Source organism: Morganella morganii H1r (assembly GCF_000633515.1).
GTDB classification, from domain to species: domain Bacteria; phylum Pseudomonadota; class Gammaproteobacteria; order Enterobacterales; family Enterobacteriaceae; genus Morganella; species Morganella morganii_B.
Window position 1 is genome coordinate 95,786 of sequence record NZ_AYMP01000004.1, and the last position, 14,403, is coordinate 110,188.

Genomic DNA, 14,403 nt, shown 5'->3' on the forward strand with positions numbered 1-14,403 from the left:
AAGGCTGCGAACGCAGCCTTTCAGGGGATGTAAAACGACATTTTATTTTTCGGCACAGATCGAAAAATGTTAGTCCATATTTCTCACATGCATATGGAAATTTAAATTAATCTATTGATATTTAATAAATATATTTTACATCCACAACAATGGGTACACCCACGGGTACACCAAAAACGCAATTGTTCGCATTTTAACCAACCCTGATTTATCAGCCAATGCTGAAAAAATATCACCGCCACCATAATTTATTGCAGATAGTGAAACACCGACTAAGCAGAACCCTACCCGTAACCTCCCCGTCATTTTCCACTGCCTCCGTTTCAAACGGAACCGTGATATCCCGATAATGGTTTACCCCTATCCCACACACCGAACTACCCCAATAATATTGGGTCAGTTAAATGGCAGATTGCTGCCACTTTTAAAGTCGGGATTCCTCATCTTTGAATTTCCCGATTTCAAATCCGACAATGCTAACTTTTACTAACAGGTGACTATCTGCGCCCCGGTGAGTTGATACCCGTTAAACCATTCATGCCGACCAGTAGCAACAATCCGGCACCCTTTCCGGCAGGCCATCAGTTCCAGCGCGTTAATATCAAATGCCACCAGCTTCAGCGGATAGGGGCTACGGCGTTCGCTTTCTGCCTGAATGGTCATTGTTGCCATTACTTTACCGGTTGCCGTTTTAACCCGCTGAGGTGATTTTGTGACGGTGCCGGTTACTGTGGCTGTGATGGGCTTTGCTTTTCGGTATGTACGCATGGTTCACCTGCTGGCTGCTGAGACTGCGGATAGTATAACGCATTGATAATGTTTCATTCCGGTACAGAGCCGGAAACACTGCTGCCATTGGTCACTGAATTAATGACCAATGATGATACGGGATAATCCCGCATGTAAAACCTTGCCGTAATCTTGCCGTAAACCCTACCCGTAATCTCACCGTTATATAGCCCTGACCCTTGTTGTAATCTTGTTGTTCTCCGAGGCCGTCACTTTGTCCCGCGCAGGGTGATATGACTTAACATACTGATATTTATCCAGAGTGTGATTTAGCATTCTGGCATGACCCACCGATACCAGAGCCTCCTGTCCGGTCATTGTCCTGATACCGGCAGCGGTTAGCATGGCATAAGCTGGTGGTCTGTCCGGTGATTGTCCGGTACGCAGTAGCATACAGGCTATTCCGGTGCGTACCAGTCTGCGTACTTCACGCAGATACTGCCTTTTTGGTGGATACCTTAGTGGATACCTCGCGGCTGGATACCGAAACACGGAAAGCCAGTAATCGCGCCTAGCTGATCCACATCCGGCGACTGTTCGATGTCAGGTTTTGTCAGGTTCAGATGTCAACATTTGTCAACATGAGCACTCTCCGGCATCCGGTTTAAAAGTTAACATTTGTAAACGTCTGAGAGCTTTCCTCTGGCTGGCTTACTCATCGTTCCAGTGCTCTAACTATCACCCTTTCCGGCTATTGCGACAACCACAACAGTACAAAGCGCAAATCTGAGCTTTGCTTTTTTAACAGTGGGTTAGATTGATATTTGTTTGTTATTTGAACTGTATAACAGCGTTATACACTGGTATAATATCCAGTAATTACCAGTAAAAGGACTATCATCATGAGCAATTCTAACCTTGTCGCCTTTCGTCTCCCTGCCGAACTACAGCCCCTGTTTAATGACGCTGTAACAGCTTCCGGCAGCGATAAAACATCATGGATAGTCTCAGCCATTAAAGAGAAGCTGAACCGTCCAGAGGGAAATCCTGATGCCCGTATGCTGATGCTGGTGGAAAGACTGGAATCCGCCGCTGCTTCCCTGATAGCCGGTAAAGCCGATATCCCGCCTCGCGCCTACAATGAACCGGCTATCGTCGCTGTGGAATCAGGTACTGTCTGAGGGGCTGGATAATGGGCGTGTTATTGCTGAACGGATTAACGAAGCTGGCTATCAGACAAAGGCCGGTAAAGCGTGGGACAAGGATATCTATTCAGCATGGAAGCGGCACAAGGATATTGCCGGGAAGCTCAACAGTTAATTACCCCTGTAATTCTTGGCTTTTTAACTGCGAATCACCTTAGCAAATCTTAGCATTTTTTTGCGCATGCTGCCGAGTCTAATTCTCTTTAATCCCTTATGTTACAAGGCTTGTGACAGGTTCGCACTCGGTTCGCACTTTGCGCAGAGTGGTTCGCAGTTCGCAGTTTAAGCGCTGTTTTCCGCCGACATTGCGCAGCAGACCTCAATAAATCTATATATCAAAACGTGCGCAATAATCGTCAAACCCGCATGAACACTGACGTTAAGCGTGATTCGCGCTTTGCGCAGTCCTTCCGCAATTCGCAATTTGACCTTAACATTTCTATACATCGGTATTTGCGCAAACATCACGTTAACCCTTGTGACATAAGGCTTTGACCGTGGTTCGCACTTGGTTCGCAGTGCGCAGTTTTCGGGTTTCGTTTTGCGCATTTTCACCTCGACATTTCTATACATAAAAATAATGCACAATCCTGCCTCGCGCCTTATGGATAAAGGCTTTGTGATAGTTCACACCTGCCCGCACTTTGCGCACAATACCGATACATTCCGATACATGCGAACCGGAAACATTTATAGATTTTTTAAGGTGTGGCTCACCGAGTACAGTATGATTTTGTAATCAATGAGCCATTTTTAACAGAATTTAGTTATACATTTATTTTTCCATTAATATAAAAAGAAAAACATTAATAACTGAAAAACAAAGAAAATATATATTTTAGCATCCATCTTCCTATTAACCATTGATTAATGCTCATCATTCTTTAATAGTTAAGAAAATAGCATTTATAACAATCATTAACGTTACGAATACAAATAGCGTGAAATACGGCGGTATATCGCCAGACTTTAAAGATAAAAGCATGTCTCCATATACGAAAAACATTAAATAGAAATAAAAAATACACATTCTATACTTTATGGTCTTTTCTTTTTTTTTGTTCATTTTAAAAAACAAAATAATATTAACAAGTGATAGAACAAAAAAAACATATATTTTAATTTCCATTTCACACTTACTCAGTTATTAAGTTTCCATCATTGCTTACATCATAGCGATTCCCATTTTTATCTTTACACATATAGTATGATGATGGCGCATTATCAGATCCTATGATAGTAATAACCATACTGCAATGTTCTTTTATATATTCTACATTTGTTATTTTTTCAGGCTCTGCTACAGTTAACATAATTGTTCCTGTTTCTTTATCTAGAATAAACGCATTTTTTATATCATCTTTTATTTTTAAAAAATTAATTACATCACCGGCAATTTCTAGGCTTAATAAAAATTTATTAGCTTGTCGAACCGCATAATCCAGATCTTTCCGTCCGTAATGGTACAGCACAAATGGTTTTATTTTTCTTTTTTCACCATACCGTGTTGTTAATTTCGGAACCAATTGTAATTTTCCGCGTATGGATATCCCCATATCAACAAGATCATAGGCGAGGTTTCCTACCGATTCATTAAAACCAAGAAGTTTCGCTGTGGCCTTATACCCTTCCCTGAGAGGCCCCTGTACGTTGCTGTGTCCTTCATAGAAACCAATAGCTCCCTCATACATACCATTAATGCCGTGAGCCATAAGCGGAGCACCAATCAGACAACCTCCCCCGGTAGTGCATAGCGCGAACCCTGCTACTGTCATACCTAAACCACCGAGAATAGATAACCCGTTAATAACCCAGTCAATGGATTGTTCAAGTAAGCTTTTTTCTTCTTTTTTCAGTTCCGCTGAACCTTGTTCATAGCTCATTTGTCCTGATTCGACCTGCTGAACAATATCATCGGCAGCGGATTGAATTTCCCGTTTGAACTCGGCTTTGACTTCCGGGTAACACAGGTGTTTTTCACAAATTTCAGCGGCGCAATCAATTAAGCGTTGGGCGTCAAGTCTGATTCGGTTGTCTTGTTCGTCAGAAACCGGATCCGCATATTCCCGAAAAGAACGGTCATATTGCGGGTCATTATACTGACTGTAACCTGATGAAGTTTCCTGTGGCGAAAATGGCGAAAATTTAAATGTGCCGGCATTTTTGTATGATGCCGCAATAATGGTATTGGAGCCGTAAGGGCAGCCGCACTGCACGATTGAACCGTCAACGGCCTGTGGTTTGCGGTTATTCATCATCCTGCTGTCTCCGGTTGCTATCGTGCCGGTCTGTTTGCACTGCGGGCAGGTGGTGGTGAGGTCGCCGACAATCACCGCTGGTGTACCTTTGTATTTTATCATGCTTGACGACGCGATACAGGTGGCTCCTGTTGTGGTTTTGTCACCATCAATCGCCATTGCTTTTCCGAATATATTGGGTCTGTTTCCTGACATTGTATTATCTCTGGGTTAGTTATTATCACGTAAGAATATTAACCCATAAGTGAAACTCAGTCAGGAAAGTCATTATATTTTTCTTTGGTCAGCAGGATATCGCATAATTTTTATACTGAGCGATCATTAATATCGCCCTGATAATCGTGGCAGACTCTCAAAACCCAATTTTAGTTAGGATTTGTTAAGATTTACGGTCTGTATTTGTCGCTATTCAGCCCGCTTTCACGGGCTTACTACGGTGTCCGAAAATCATCAAAGCTGCCAGCCTCGTGCGCGTGCGCGTACTGGTGTCTAAATCATCAAAGTTCACGCCCCAGCTTCTCAATGATAGCCTGTCTGACAAACTCTGCACGGTTGCCCCGCATGTACCTGCTGCGCTTAATGTGACTGTCTACCGCGTCAATGACAGACTGCTCACAGGTCACTATCAGGCGTGTTGTCGGTGTACCGTTAAAGTAGCGGTTAGTCTGTTTCTTTGTGCTTTGCTGCATGGTCTGCCTCCGTTATCACTACAGGCGGTGACGGGCTTTGTATTCCCGCTTGCGCCGCGCTTTTGCTTCTGCCGGATTGCCTGCCAGAGTAAGGCATCTTTCACGCTGTTCTATTGCGTAATTGCGTCCCTGTTCATCCTCACAAAGGTCGAACACCTCCAGCCACCGCCGCGCTGCTCTGTAATACAATCCGGCTTCCTCCAGTGCCTCCGCTTTAGAATCCTTTCTCACCGGCTCACCTCATTCACTGACTGCCCAGTTTTGGCACTGTCCCACTTATCCAATTTCCGCTGTGCGTCCTGCTGCTGTTCCGCTGTAACCTCGCCGTTTGGCTGTCCGGTCATATCAAAGCGACTGCCGCCCAGAGTAAGGGCTTTCAGATACACCACGCGGTTGATGTAGTCGTACAGCCCCTGTTTGATGTGTGAGACAGTAATATCCAGCCCCCGCGCCTCAGCATCCGCAATCATCTGTTCCCGTATGCCGATTGTCAGCGGTCTGACTCCCTGCATTGCGAATACAGGCCAGTGCTGCGCTATCCGGTCTGTACGGCGTTTCCGTTTCTTCGCGTGAGCCTCTGCCTTGTTTTTCTTCTGCGGTTGCTGTAGGGCTTCCTGCTGCGTTTTATCAGGTGCGGTAACGTGTGGTGCTTTTCGTTTCAGCGTGAGTACAGATCGGCCAGAAGTAACGCAATATCTTTTCGATTTTTCCGATGTGTTGTTCATTTTTTATCCTTAATTATATTTGTGCGTACGGTGTGCAAAAAGTTTTATGCTTCAACTGTTCATCTGTTCATAAAAAGACAATATCTATAAATAACAGCATGTTACTAATGAACACTACAATGAACAGTTATGAACACTTGATGATCACTCTACATAAAACAATGAACAGTTATGAACACTTGATGAATACTTAAAACTCAAGTGTTCATTCTTTATGTATTGATATTTATATCTATTTTTTAATAATGAACAGTATGAACACTTTTTCTTAAAACTTTACCCGCACACTATTTTGACGGTACCCGAGGAAGCCAGTCTTCCGCTTCCACTTCGTTTAATTCGAGGTTTGTTCTTACTCCATGAGTGAACCTATCCTTAATATATTTTTTCCCCAGCTCTTTCAACGCTCCATCAATAGACCGACCGAATGTTGTCAGGGTCAGCGGGTTTTTATTGCCGTTCCCCTGCATATATGCAATGTAGGCGTGATACAGATACTTTCTCGGGGCAGGTGGTGCGATATTGGCATTCCCCATAAACATCCCCGAAACACTCTCCAGTGCGACCAGATAAGCGCAAAAGTCTATCAGCGGGTCAGTCTCGCGCTTGACCTCTGTCGCCTCACCGGAGCCGCGCTGCTCAATCAGTAAAGTGTTAGCGGTTTCAGGGTTCGGAAACTCCCGCAGCAAATCACGGATAATGACCGGGATCTCCGTCTGTATCTTTTCTGGCAGGTTCCGGTCTTTTTTATCTTCGGCCACCGTGTCGTTAAAGTGGAAGATAACCCGCCGCCGTGCCACCCCGTTACTGCGTTCGGTAAACTGCATGGGACGGTTTCCGGTCATGAATACTACGGACTTCATCACGGTTGAGAATTGCTTTTCATACTTCGGGTCAATCCCTACCGGGTCGCCGCCGGTAATGGCTTTCAGTCCCGCACCATCCCCGACATATTTCGGCTGATCTGGCAGCAGGATCAGCTTTTTACCGACAAACTGCGCCCGCCCTCTGGCATCATCCAGTGATTTCAGATCCCCGCTTGAGGTGTTGTGCTTTCCGGCCAGCAGTTCCGCGATATGTGCAAACACACTTTTCCCGCTGCCACCCGCACCGGTTGCCTCAATAAACATCTGCCAGTCATACCGGTTGGCAAACACCATATACAGCCCGGCTTTTATGCGGCGTGCTTTACGCTCATTCCCGCCAGAGACGTGGTTCAGCCATTTGGTGAAGTTAGGCGCGTGCGTTTTCAGGTTTTCCCCTGCCGCCGGTTCGGTATAGGTGATCCCGTTCTCATTAAGCAGCCAGTCGTCCGCCCGGTGCGGCCTGAAATGGTGTGTTTTGGTATCAAGAACCCCGTTGGTAAACCCGATAAGGTCAATATCAGGTTCCCCCATCGGCTCCGCGATAACTTTCAGCACATCAATCACGCCGCTGATCCGCCTCATGCTGAAATGGGTGTCGTTTTCGATGAAAAAATCAGCCATTTCGCGGGAGAGTTCACTGTCTTTGACTGGCTCCCACGTTATCCCGTTATAGGTGTATACCGTGAGAGAGTCAGGGTTAACGGACAGTCTGCCGTACCGTTCTATCAGCAACTGCGCAAGCTGGTTAGGGGCGAGCTTCCCGATCTCGCTGTCCGTATCAATACTCCGTTTTTTCCGGTGGCCTGTAATAATCACTGCTGCTTCTCCCTGAACCTCATACATTCCCTGATCAAATGCCTGTGCTGCGGCATCCGGCCCCTCTGCCTGATACACATCGTTCCAGTCGCCGCTGGTGGCTGGTATCGTCACCTGACCGTTAACAGCCCGTGCCGCCGCTTCTGCTTTCTCTCTGCCGGTGTTAACCGTATTGTCCGCATCGTTATCTGCCGCAATGGTTATCAGTGCTGCCGGATATTTACCCCGCATCACCTCGGCAACGTGAATTAAATTACCTGCATCGATTGCTGCGACTGCATGCGCGTCAGGGCGGATTACGTGACAGGTGAGTGCGGTTGCCAGTCCCTCAGCAATAATCACCTCAGAAACGTTCTCAGGCGCATTGACGGGGTAGTAACTGCCTTTCTTCGTACTGTCCGTTAACAGGCGTTTCCCGCCGTCAGGCTTAATGGTCTGTGCGCCGGTCACTGTACCGGTCGCATTCATCAGCGGGATCAGGATTGACCCGTCAGGCAGTAACGGCAGCATGAAGCCGGTCAGCCCTTTACCTGCCAGATAGACAGACTCTCCCTGCTGAACCTGCGATAACAGACTGCTGTAACGGGCGGTAAAAAGTTTTAACCGCTCTGTTGCGTTACGGGCTTCTTTCTGCTGCTGCGCCGCTCTGTGACTCTCCTGCTGCCCGTTAACCGTAATCTGTTCTCTGGCGGGCAGATGGTCTGAACGGGTATCAATACCGATAATCCCGGCGACTTCTTTCGCGGCCTCCGTCACACCCACGCCCAGCACACGCTGAACAAGGTCTAACCCGTCACCTGAGCCGCACTGGTTACAGATAAACGTGCCGTTACCGTCTTTATCATCAAAGCGGAACCGGTCTTTGCCACCGCACGCAGGACACGCCGTGTGGGTATTGACCGGCACATCCGCGCCCACGGCTGACAGAATTCCCTGCCATTGTCCGTTGGCTTTCAGTTTCACCTCGCGGATAACATCAATGGATTTCATGAATACCTCCGTTGTCCGCCAGCGTGTCGCCCATATCGTTAATCATGCTCTGCCATACCTCGCGCCCAAACCCGGTGATAAACCCGTTAGTAACGCACCGTTCCAGCATCTGAACCGCCACCGGCTCCCATGCCTCAAAATTCTGCTGCAAGGCTTCCAGCAGGTAACTGTCCATCAGCATCCGGATACCTTTCACACCGTCAATAATTGCCACCTCAATGGATTTGCTGCCGATATTCATCGGGAACCAGTCGCCGCCGTTCTGTGTGGTGACATCGTGATAAACCGCTCCGGCAAATTCGTTTGCCAGCGCATTCACACGGAAGTTTTTTGTGATTAGTGCCATGTTATTTATCCTCAGTGTGTCCGCAGTTCCGGCTGATCCAGCACGCCGCCCGCTACATCCAGTGTCAGTGCTTCGTGCATAGCATCCATGATGTCAGTGCCCCACTCAGACAGGCGTAACGTGCCGCTGCCGTCAATCATTGAGGTGTACAGGCTGACGATGTGCTCTGCGTTGTCTGTACCGTGGCGTTCAGTCATTGCGCCCTCGATGTGGTTCGCCATTGCTATCCGCTCACAGTCCGGCAGGAGCGGCAGCATAACCCCGTGATTGCGGTAGTACGGCATCCCGTTCTTTGCGGTGGTTTCACGGATATACAGCACGGCAACCATCCAGCGGAAAGCCCGTAAATCCTTCTCTTTGTCACCCTGAGCGTGGTCTAAATATGCCGCAGTCAGACGCAGCCCCAGCAGCATGTCACTGTCCCACTCTCCGGCATCCGCACGGGCGGGAATGTCTGCCAGCGGTATCAGGGCGATATGCTGATATTTACCGGCAGCGTTGCGTTTCATCACATCCACGGCGGAGCCGGTGACTTCGGTGCGGTATTCGCTCATTTCAGCACCTCCGCCAGTCCTCTCAGTTTTTCATACTGCTCAACCGCAATGCGTTTGATTGCCCTGACCATCAGGTGTGTATCGGGTTCAGCCTCATTTTCTACAGCGGTCAGCACCGGAAGCAGTAGCGCGATGATCTCCTCACTGACATGTAAAGCAGACTCAAACCGCGCCATATCACCTTCCGATAATTTGATGGTTTTCATCGCTTTACTCCTGTCACATGACTGAGTGATTGCCAGATTTCACCGTTCAGGTCACAAACGATAGAAATAAGGTCTAATAATTCGCTGGAGCATTCATTTGCCGCCTGTTCCAGAATGACAGTAAACAGCGAACTGGCCTGCTGCGCTTTGTAGGTGGCGGCATCTAACGGAAGTGGCTTACTCATGCTGTCACCTCCCGAACCGGTAAACGTCCGGCAAAGGCGAGGATGTAATCGCGTACCAGCAGCAGGCGGGCACTATGCTCGTTTGGTGCTGTGGCTTCGATGCGGTGAGGAATATCTGTGCTGTCTGTGCGTTTTACCGCCAGAAACAGGAATTTGAATTGAGTTTGGGTAGGGATAGCCATCATAACGATGATCTCCGTTTGTATTAACGCGGAGTCACCACCTGAGCTGCGAAACTCATTGAGGGTGGTGACGTTGACAGGGTTCGCAGTACTGGCACAAACGGAAACCAGCCAGCCCGAAGGCTGCCCCACCAACGCCACCATTGAATCAGGACGGCATAATACCGTATTTTGCAGGTGTGCGTAGGCACGGACACAAAAAAAGACGCAAGGCGCGTCATGTGTCGCCGTTTGTATATTCAGGCTGCGAAACCTGACACCGGATTTTGCCGGTGCTCGATCACTATAACGAACATCTGACGATAAAAACAAGTGATTATCATCAAAGTTCTTCGCTTCCCCGGAAATATTCTGTTTACCCGGCTTTAACCATTGACTACTCTGTAATGGCTGATTTGCTCGATATTTAATATCGAACACGCAAAGGGTGGTGGAAACGCTGCCCTTTTTTATGGACTCAAAAAACTCTACGCCTCTATCACTTTTTATGGACTCGCAAAACTCTACACAGTCCTTTTTTATGGACTCCGAAAACTCTACACGCCTATCATTTATGGGCTGACAAAACTCAATTTCGCCCCGCGTAGTGACCCCGATAAAACCTTTAAATGGTGTAATTTCCCCACGATTCGGGATATCCGGATAGTTCAGGGTTTCATATTTGAGACCGGCGTAAAATTTCGCTGATTGACCGGCTGAAACTTTAGCCGATGACTGAGCCAAAATATTGGCTGAGTGGCCGGACGAAAGTTTGTCTGATTGGTTGCCGGTAATACCGTAGTTTAAAGCTACAGAATCAGCAGGGGAGTAAATTAAATTTACCCCCTCGCCGTCCAGGAGAGAGCCTTTCCACTGGCTGGCCATGTGATTAATATTTGCGCTTTGATACACCGATTTGGGTGTATCAAACATGGTTGGGGTGACGGTCATCAGCGGATCTCCTCATCGAGAAAATCAGGCTGATACTTCCGCCACAGTTCGACTTCCTCACGCTGTAAGCTGGCTTTTTCAGTTTTGCATGATTGCAGGTCACGCCCGCGCTGTGATGAGGTTAATTTGTACTGCTGCTGGCGTTTGGTCAGGTCATTCAGTTCACCGAACGGAACACCATACGCGCCGGTCTTGCGGATAGACGGGATAACGTCACGGAATACCCAATTAGTGAAACGATGTGCAAAAGTTCCTTTAGTGATTGCTTTGCGGCTGCGGGCAATCAGTTTATAAAAACCGGATTCAGATACGACACCACGTTCCGGATTGCCCTGAATACCATAACTTAAAGTTACAGTATTTTTTTCGTCCACATCCAACGCTTTTAACGACTTGCTTGGGTTTGTAATACCCAAGGCATCACAAACATCTTTAGCAATAAACCACGGCTCATTATTAATTTTAACAATCCGCACCTGTACACCTTCAAACCTGATGAAAGAAATATCATCAGAGTTGATATTCAAAATACCGGCAGACTCAAATTTAGGGTGAGTTTGGCTGGTGGCATTAAAGCCACTTTTTAAATTTTCCATTTTGATTACTCCGTTATTCGGTCGGGTACAGGTTCAGATAAATATCGGCTTGCTGCTTTGATAACCCGGGATAGCCGCCATAATGTGCGCTGTTATTAACCAAATTAATCACTTTCTGAGCATCCTGACGGTTACTGATGTTGTAACGGTAATGGCTTGCAATACCGTCCGGGTTCGGCTCGTCCTCACGGTTCAATGTGATACCGGTCAGCCTTTCAATTTCTGAGCAATAATTCCGGCCTGACGACAATCCGCAGCGGCGCAGGATGTCGTTTTCAGTGATTCCGGAAGTACCCGCTCCAAGTACAGCAATACGGGCGCGGTGCTTTTTCGGCGTGCGTTTCTTCGTGCGTTCCGTGGTGGAAATAGTTATAATGGTGGGGCGATTTTCAATATCTGAAAGATTTAAGCCGCCACCACAAGGGCGGTTTTTTTTCATCATTAAACCCCCTCGCGCTGTGCTTTCTTCGCGTCCACCCATGAACGGATTTCCGCAGCGTCAAAGACAGATAAACCTTTCTCCAGCTCGAAAGATTTCGGGATTTTACCGGCTTTTTCCCAGCGGTTAAGGGTTGCGTCTGAAATGCCTAAAAAATCGGCAGTATGGCGTTTGCGGGCGTTACCGCAGGTAGGGTATGGGGTACTGATTTTAGCTCGTGGTTTACGTTGTTGCGTCATGCTGTGCTCAGCTCCTTTCTGTAGGTTACTGAGCACAGTAAAGCGGATGATGTTCTTACTTTTTAGTCAGTTATTGAAAACTTATGGAAATTATTAATAACTTATTTAACTTGTTTGATATCTCGCGCCCTAGAAAGCCAGTCTTTCATTGTATTTTCAGATATGATTGGCATTTCTAACCTAGCCTTAGAAGCCATAGCGCTGATCGCATCAATTAACGTTTGCGGTGATTTTTTTAGATCATCATCGCTAAATCCATTCATTAACAATAAAAATTTAATATATGTCGCCTGATTCGCAGTTGTCCTATTTCTAGATTTTTCATCAGAAATTTCTTTGTTTTGGCTGTTTCTGGAAAAAGTATCTTCCCATGTATTTACAATACTTGCACCACGACAAGTGTATATTCTCTCAATTTCAATTCTTGACAGGTAAAGATCAAGAGTGGTTATACTGTGAGAATAAAAAATATCTATTGGTTTAAAATCAACATCTGAGAGCGCAGTAGAAATTTCACCATCATCTAAAAAAATAACATTATTAAATTCGCTAAGGTTTAGATTTAAATGTGAATAATCTAGATTGTAACTATTCTGTTCCAAACTTTGAAAGAACCCCCCGCCAATCGCATTTTCGTCTAATATCGAAAAATTCCAAATCCCTGACAAATAATAAATAGGGTTAGCACCTAAATCTGGAATATTCTTTTTAGTATTATCATAAAACCCCATCTGCATACTCGCTGCTGGGGAAAATACCAATCTTCTATAGTGGTTTGATTCATCATAATATTGGTACAACGCTGATATTGATTCTTCACTTAACATAGGAAAAGCTGGTAACTCATTGAGTAATAATGATAGTTTAATCTTTTTTGTATCTGCAAGATTAAGGATATCTATAACCTTACAGCCTAATAACTCCGCTGCTCTGTCAATCCGGCAATACTCTAATACAGGTAAGCTATTTTTGTCCCATACCGATTTAACACTCATCACATCACCTTTTATGTGCCTTAGAAATTACCGTATCAGGTGAGTAAGGCTTCCCCACTTTTCGCCCCGTCGGGCTAGATACGGCTTGTCAGGTTATTTTGCTTTCCGTGTACCCATAGGGATCACGTTGTAATCTTCACCTTTCTCCAGCGATACCAACAGTGCGCACCATTGGGTCAGTGCTGCCCGCCGTTCATCAAAGTAATCATGCCGGTTATAAATACCCTCAACGCCCTTTATCCGGTGATTCAGGCAGCGTTCAGCAACAAAGGGGTCAACGCCCAGCGCGGCAAGGTGTGAGCGGGCTGTCCGCCGGAAGTCGTGGATAGTGAAGTTTGGCATATCGGGCGGCAGATATCGCCGAACCTTCGTCAGTGCTGAATCCAGTGTTGAGGCTTCGATATGTCCACGCTTTCCGCCCTGTATTGCTCTGGACGGAAACAAGTACTGGCTATCACATGACAAGGCTTTTAACTCTTTCAGCCAGCCAATCACATCAGAACACAGTGGAATATCTACAGGATCACCGTTTTTGCTGCGCTCTGCCGGAAAGTTCCAGACAGCCCCAGCAAGATTAAATTCATCCCAGCGGGCGGCGGCAAGCTCCATTTTACGAACGCATAACGCCATCAGTAACTTAAAAGCCAGTTCATTACTGCGGCGTAAGTTCGAGTCTTTAAACGCCCTGAAAGTCACCACAATCTCATCACGGGATAGCCAGCGGTTACGTGCCTCGCTCTTTCCGCCAGCATCTGAGACATTAAACGCCGCAGCTGGGTTGTTATCTATAACGCCACGCCTTACCGCATAATTAAACATAGACGTAACTAAACTGAGCACACTCTTAGCGACTGTGTTAGCCCCTCTGTCTAATATCTGTTTAATCATCCCGTCAATATCGCGGGGTGTGAGTTCGCACAGCTTAATCGCACCAATAGCGGGCAGTACGTCTTTATCAAATCGCTGCCTGATGATTTTATGATTCTTCCAGTTAGGGACTATCTGCCGCTCAAAATACTCATCAATTAAGCCAGACACTCGCACGGCTTTTTTGTCAGCCTCATCTTGCGCCGCTGCCTCAAGCCGTGACCGCTTTCTGTCTGCCGCGACATCATACCCAAGAGCAACCCGAGCGGATAACTCCCGGGTGATGGCTCTCGCACCTGCCAGTGACAAATCGGGGTACTTCCCCAGTGCCATAACTCGCGCCACCTTTGCTATTTTGTACCTGAACCGCCATTCCGGGCTGCTGCCTGCTGCCCTTAGTCTGAGATACAGCCCATTTCCGTCGGCTCTTCCCTCGAACGTTTCACCCGCTTTCATCCATGCGCGGATCTCTCTATCGGTGAATTTAGGCATTGTGCAATTTCCAACAAAAAAGCAATTTTGAAATATCCGTATACTCGGGTACACCCACGGGTACACTCCAATCATGCGCTATTGTGATTCACTC

At 46.8% G+C, this 14,403-nt stretch carries 16 protein-coding genes and 1 pseudogene; 1 reads left to right on the top strand and 16 read right to left on the bottom strand.

Going from position 1 to position 14,403, the window contains the following annotated elements:
- Window positions 1–486: 486 nt before the first annotated feature.
- On the bottom strand, window positions 487–768 hold the full coding sequence (locus U868_RS0101340; protein ID WP_029990457.1) for a hypothetical protein: 282 nt from the start codon (window positions 766–768) through the stop codon (window positions 487–489).
- 863 nt (window positions 769–1,631) lie between these two features.
- Here U868_RS0101340 and U868_RS23315 point away from each other — a divergent pair.
- A pseudogene (locus tag U868_RS23315) lies at window positions 1,632–2,049 on the top strand (hypothetical protein).
- A gap of 1,021 nt (window positions 2,050–3,070) precedes the next feature.
- On the opposite strand, the gene U868_RS0101365 reads toward U868_RS23315, so the two are convergent.
- The 15 genes from U868_RS0101365 to U868_RS0101435 all read right to left on the bottom strand — a co-directional run bounded on the left by U868_RS0101365 (window position 3,071) and on the right by U868_RS0101435 (window position 14,309).
- Window positions 3,071–4,351: a DUF4225 domain-containing protein gene (locus U868_RS0101365; RefSeq protein WP_025151725.1), complete on the bottom strand. Its 1,281-nt coding sequence runs from the start codon at window positions 4,349–4,351 to the stop codon at window positions 3,071–3,073.
- Between the two features lie 338 nt (window positions 4,352–4,689).
- The gene (locus tag U868_RS0101370) at window positions 4,690–4,881 is read right to left on the bottom strand and encodes a hypothetical protein (protein ID WP_025151726.1); all 192 of its coding nucleotides are present in this window, start codon (window positions 4,879–4,881) and stop codon (window positions 4,690–4,692) included.
- 18 nt (window positions 4,882–4,899) lie between these two features.
- The gene (locus U868_RS0101375; protein ID WP_025151727.1) at window positions 4,900–5,112 is read right to left on the bottom strand and encodes a PerC family transcriptional regulator; all 213 of its coding nucleotides are present in this window, start codon (window positions 5,110–5,112) and stop codon (window positions 4,900–4,902) included.
- On the bottom strand, window positions 5,109–5,606 hold the full coding sequence (locus U868_RS0101380) for a ProQ/FINO family protein (protein WP_025151728.1): 498 nt from the start codon (window positions 5,604–5,606) through the stop codon (window positions 5,109–5,111). The genes U868_RS0101375 and U868_RS0101380 overlap by 4 nt, the downstream gene beginning before the upstream one ends.
- Before the next feature lie 287 nt (window positions 5,607–5,893).
- The gene (locus tag U868_RS0101385; RefSeq protein WP_025151729.1) at window positions 5,894–8,278 is read right to left on the bottom strand and encodes a primase-helicase zinc-binding domain-containing protein; all 2,385 of its coding nucleotides are present in this window, start codon (window positions 8,276–8,278) and stop codon (window positions 5,894–5,896) included.
- Window positions 8,265–8,624, bottom strand: coding sequence for a hypothetical protein (locus tag U868_RS0101390; protein ID WP_025151730.1), 360 nt, complete (start codon window positions 8,622–8,624; stop codon window positions 8,265–8,267). The genes U868_RS0101385 and U868_RS0101390 overlap by 14 nt, the downstream gene beginning before the upstream one ends.
- Window positions 8,625–8,635: 11 nt before the next feature.
- Entirely contained in the window at window positions 8,636–9,178 is a 543-nt protein-coding gene (locus tag U868_RS0101395) for a hypothetical protein (protein WP_025151731.1), read from the bottom strand.
- Window positions 9,175–9,384 (bottom strand): hypothetical protein, encoded by a 210-nt coding sequence (locus tag U868_RS0101400; RefSeq protein ID WP_025151732.1) that lies wholly within the window; start codon window positions 9,382–9,384, stop codon window positions 9,175–9,177. The genes U868_RS0101395 and U868_RS0101400 overlap by 4 nt, the downstream gene beginning before the upstream one ends.
- Window positions 9,381–9,569, bottom strand: a complete 189-nt coding sequence (locus U868_RS0101405; protein ID WP_025151733.1) for a hypothetical protein — start codon at window positions 9,567–9,569, stop codon at window positions 9,381–9,383. Before U868_RS0101405 ends, U868_RS0101400 begins: the two co-directional genes overlap by 4 nt.
- Window positions 9,566–10,681, bottom strand: a complete 1,116-nt coding sequence (locus U868_RS24955; protein ID WP_240182639.1) for a host cell division inhibitor Icd-like protein — start codon at window positions 10,679–10,681, stop codon at window positions 9,566–9,568. The genes U868_RS0101405 and U868_RS24955 overlap by 4 nt, the downstream gene beginning before the upstream one ends.
- Entirely contained in the window at window positions 10,681–11,277 is a 597-nt protein-coding gene (locus tag U868_RS0101415) for a BRO-N domain-containing protein (RefSeq protein ID WP_025151735.1), read from the bottom strand. Before U868_RS0101415 ends, U868_RS24955 begins: the two co-directional genes overlap by 1 nt.
- A 13-nt stretch (window positions 11,278–11,290) precedes the next feature.
- Window positions 11,291–11,758: a hypothetical protein gene (locus U868_RS0101420; protein WP_345840318.1), complete on the bottom strand. Its 468-nt coding sequence runs from the start codon at window positions 11,756–11,758 to the stop codon at window positions 11,291–11,293.
- Window positions 11,719–11,955 (bottom strand): helix-turn-helix transcriptional regulator, encoded by a 237-nt coding sequence (locus U868_RS0101425; RefSeq protein ID WP_025151737.1) that lies wholly within the window; start codon window positions 11,953–11,955, stop codon window positions 11,719–11,721. The genes U868_RS0101420 and U868_RS0101425 overlap by 40 nt, the downstream gene beginning before the upstream one ends.
- A gap of 101 nt (window positions 11,956–12,056) precedes the next feature.
- Window positions 12,057–12,950, bottom strand: coding sequence for a hypothetical protein (locus U868_RS0101430; RefSeq protein ID WP_025151738.1), 894 nt, complete (start codon window positions 12,948–12,950; stop codon window positions 12,057–12,059).
- Between the two features lie 93 nt (window positions 12,951–13,043).
- On the bottom strand, window positions 13,044–14,309 hold the full coding sequence (locus U868_RS0101435; RefSeq protein ID WP_025151739.1) for a tyrosine-type recombinase/integrase: 1,266 nt from the start codon (window positions 14,307–14,309) through the stop codon (window positions 13,044–13,046).
- Between the last annotated feature and the right edge of the window lie 94 nt (window positions 14,310–14,403).

What these genes read in the sequence shown, in the direction of transcription:
- U868_RS0101400 (WP_025151732.1), bottom strand. Translation starts at nt 9,384, where the DNA reads ATGAAAACCATCAAATTATCGGAAGGTGATATGGCGCGGTTTGAGTCT.
- U868_RS0101380 (WP_025151728.1), bottom strand. Translation starts at nt 5,606, where the DNA reads ATGAACAACACATCGGAAAAATCGAAAAGATATTGCGTTACTTCTGGC.
- U868_RS0101370 (WP_025151726.1), bottom strand. Translation starts at nt 4,881, where the DNA reads ATGCAGCAAAGCACAAAGAAACAGACTAACCGCTACTTTAACGGTACA.
- U868_RS0101365 (WP_025151725.1), bottom strand. Translation starts at nt 4,351, where the DNA reads ATGGCGATTGATGGTGACAAAACCACAACAGGAGCCACCTGTATCGCG.
- U868_RS0101435 (WP_025151739.1), bottom strand. Translation starts at nt 14,309, where the DNA reads ATGCCTAAATTCACCGATAGAGAGATCCGCGCATGGATGAAAGCGGGT.
- U868_RS0101385 (WP_025151729.1), bottom strand. Translation starts at nt 8,278, where the DNA reads ATGAAATCCATTGATGTTATCCGCGAGGTGAAACTGAAAGCCAACGGA.
- U868_RS24955 (WP_240182639.1), bottom strand. Translation starts at nt 10,681, where the DNA reads ATGACCGTCACCCCAACCATGTTTGATACACCCAAATCGGTGTATCAA.
- U868_RS0101415 (WP_025151735.1), bottom strand. Translation starts at nt 11,277, where the DNA reads ATGGAAAATTTAAAAAGTGGCTTTAATGCCACCAGCCAAACTCACCCT.
- U868_RS0101340 (WP_029990457.1), bottom strand. Translation starts at nt 768, where the DNA reads ATGCGTACATACCGAAAAGCAAAGCCCATCACAGCCACAGTAACCGGC.
- U868_RS0101420 (WP_345840318.1), bottom strand. Translation starts at nt 11,758, where the DNA reads ATGGGTGGACGCGAAGAAAGCACAGCGCGAGGGGGTTTAATGATGAAA.
- U868_RS0101425 (WP_025151737.1), bottom strand. Translation starts at nt 11,955, where the DNA reads ATGACGCAACAACGTAAACCACGAGCTAAAATCAGTACCCCATACCCT.
- U868_RS0101430 (WP_025151738.1), bottom strand. Translation starts at nt 12,950, where the DNA reads ATGAGTGTTAAATCGGTATGGGACAAAAATAGCTTACCTGTATTAGAG.
- U868_RS0101390 (WP_025151730.1), bottom strand. Translation starts at nt 8,624, where the DNA reads ATGGCACTAATCACAAAAAACTTCCGTGTGAATGCGCTGGCAAACGAA.
- U868_RS0101405 (WP_025151733.1), bottom strand. Translation starts at nt 9,569, where the DNA reads ATGAGTAAGCCACTTCCGTTAGATGCCGCCACCTACAAAGCGCAGCAG.
- U868_RS0101395 (WP_025151731.1), bottom strand. Translation starts at nt 9,178, where the DNA reads ATGAGCGAATACCGCACCGAAGTCACCGGCTCCGCCGTGGATGTGATG.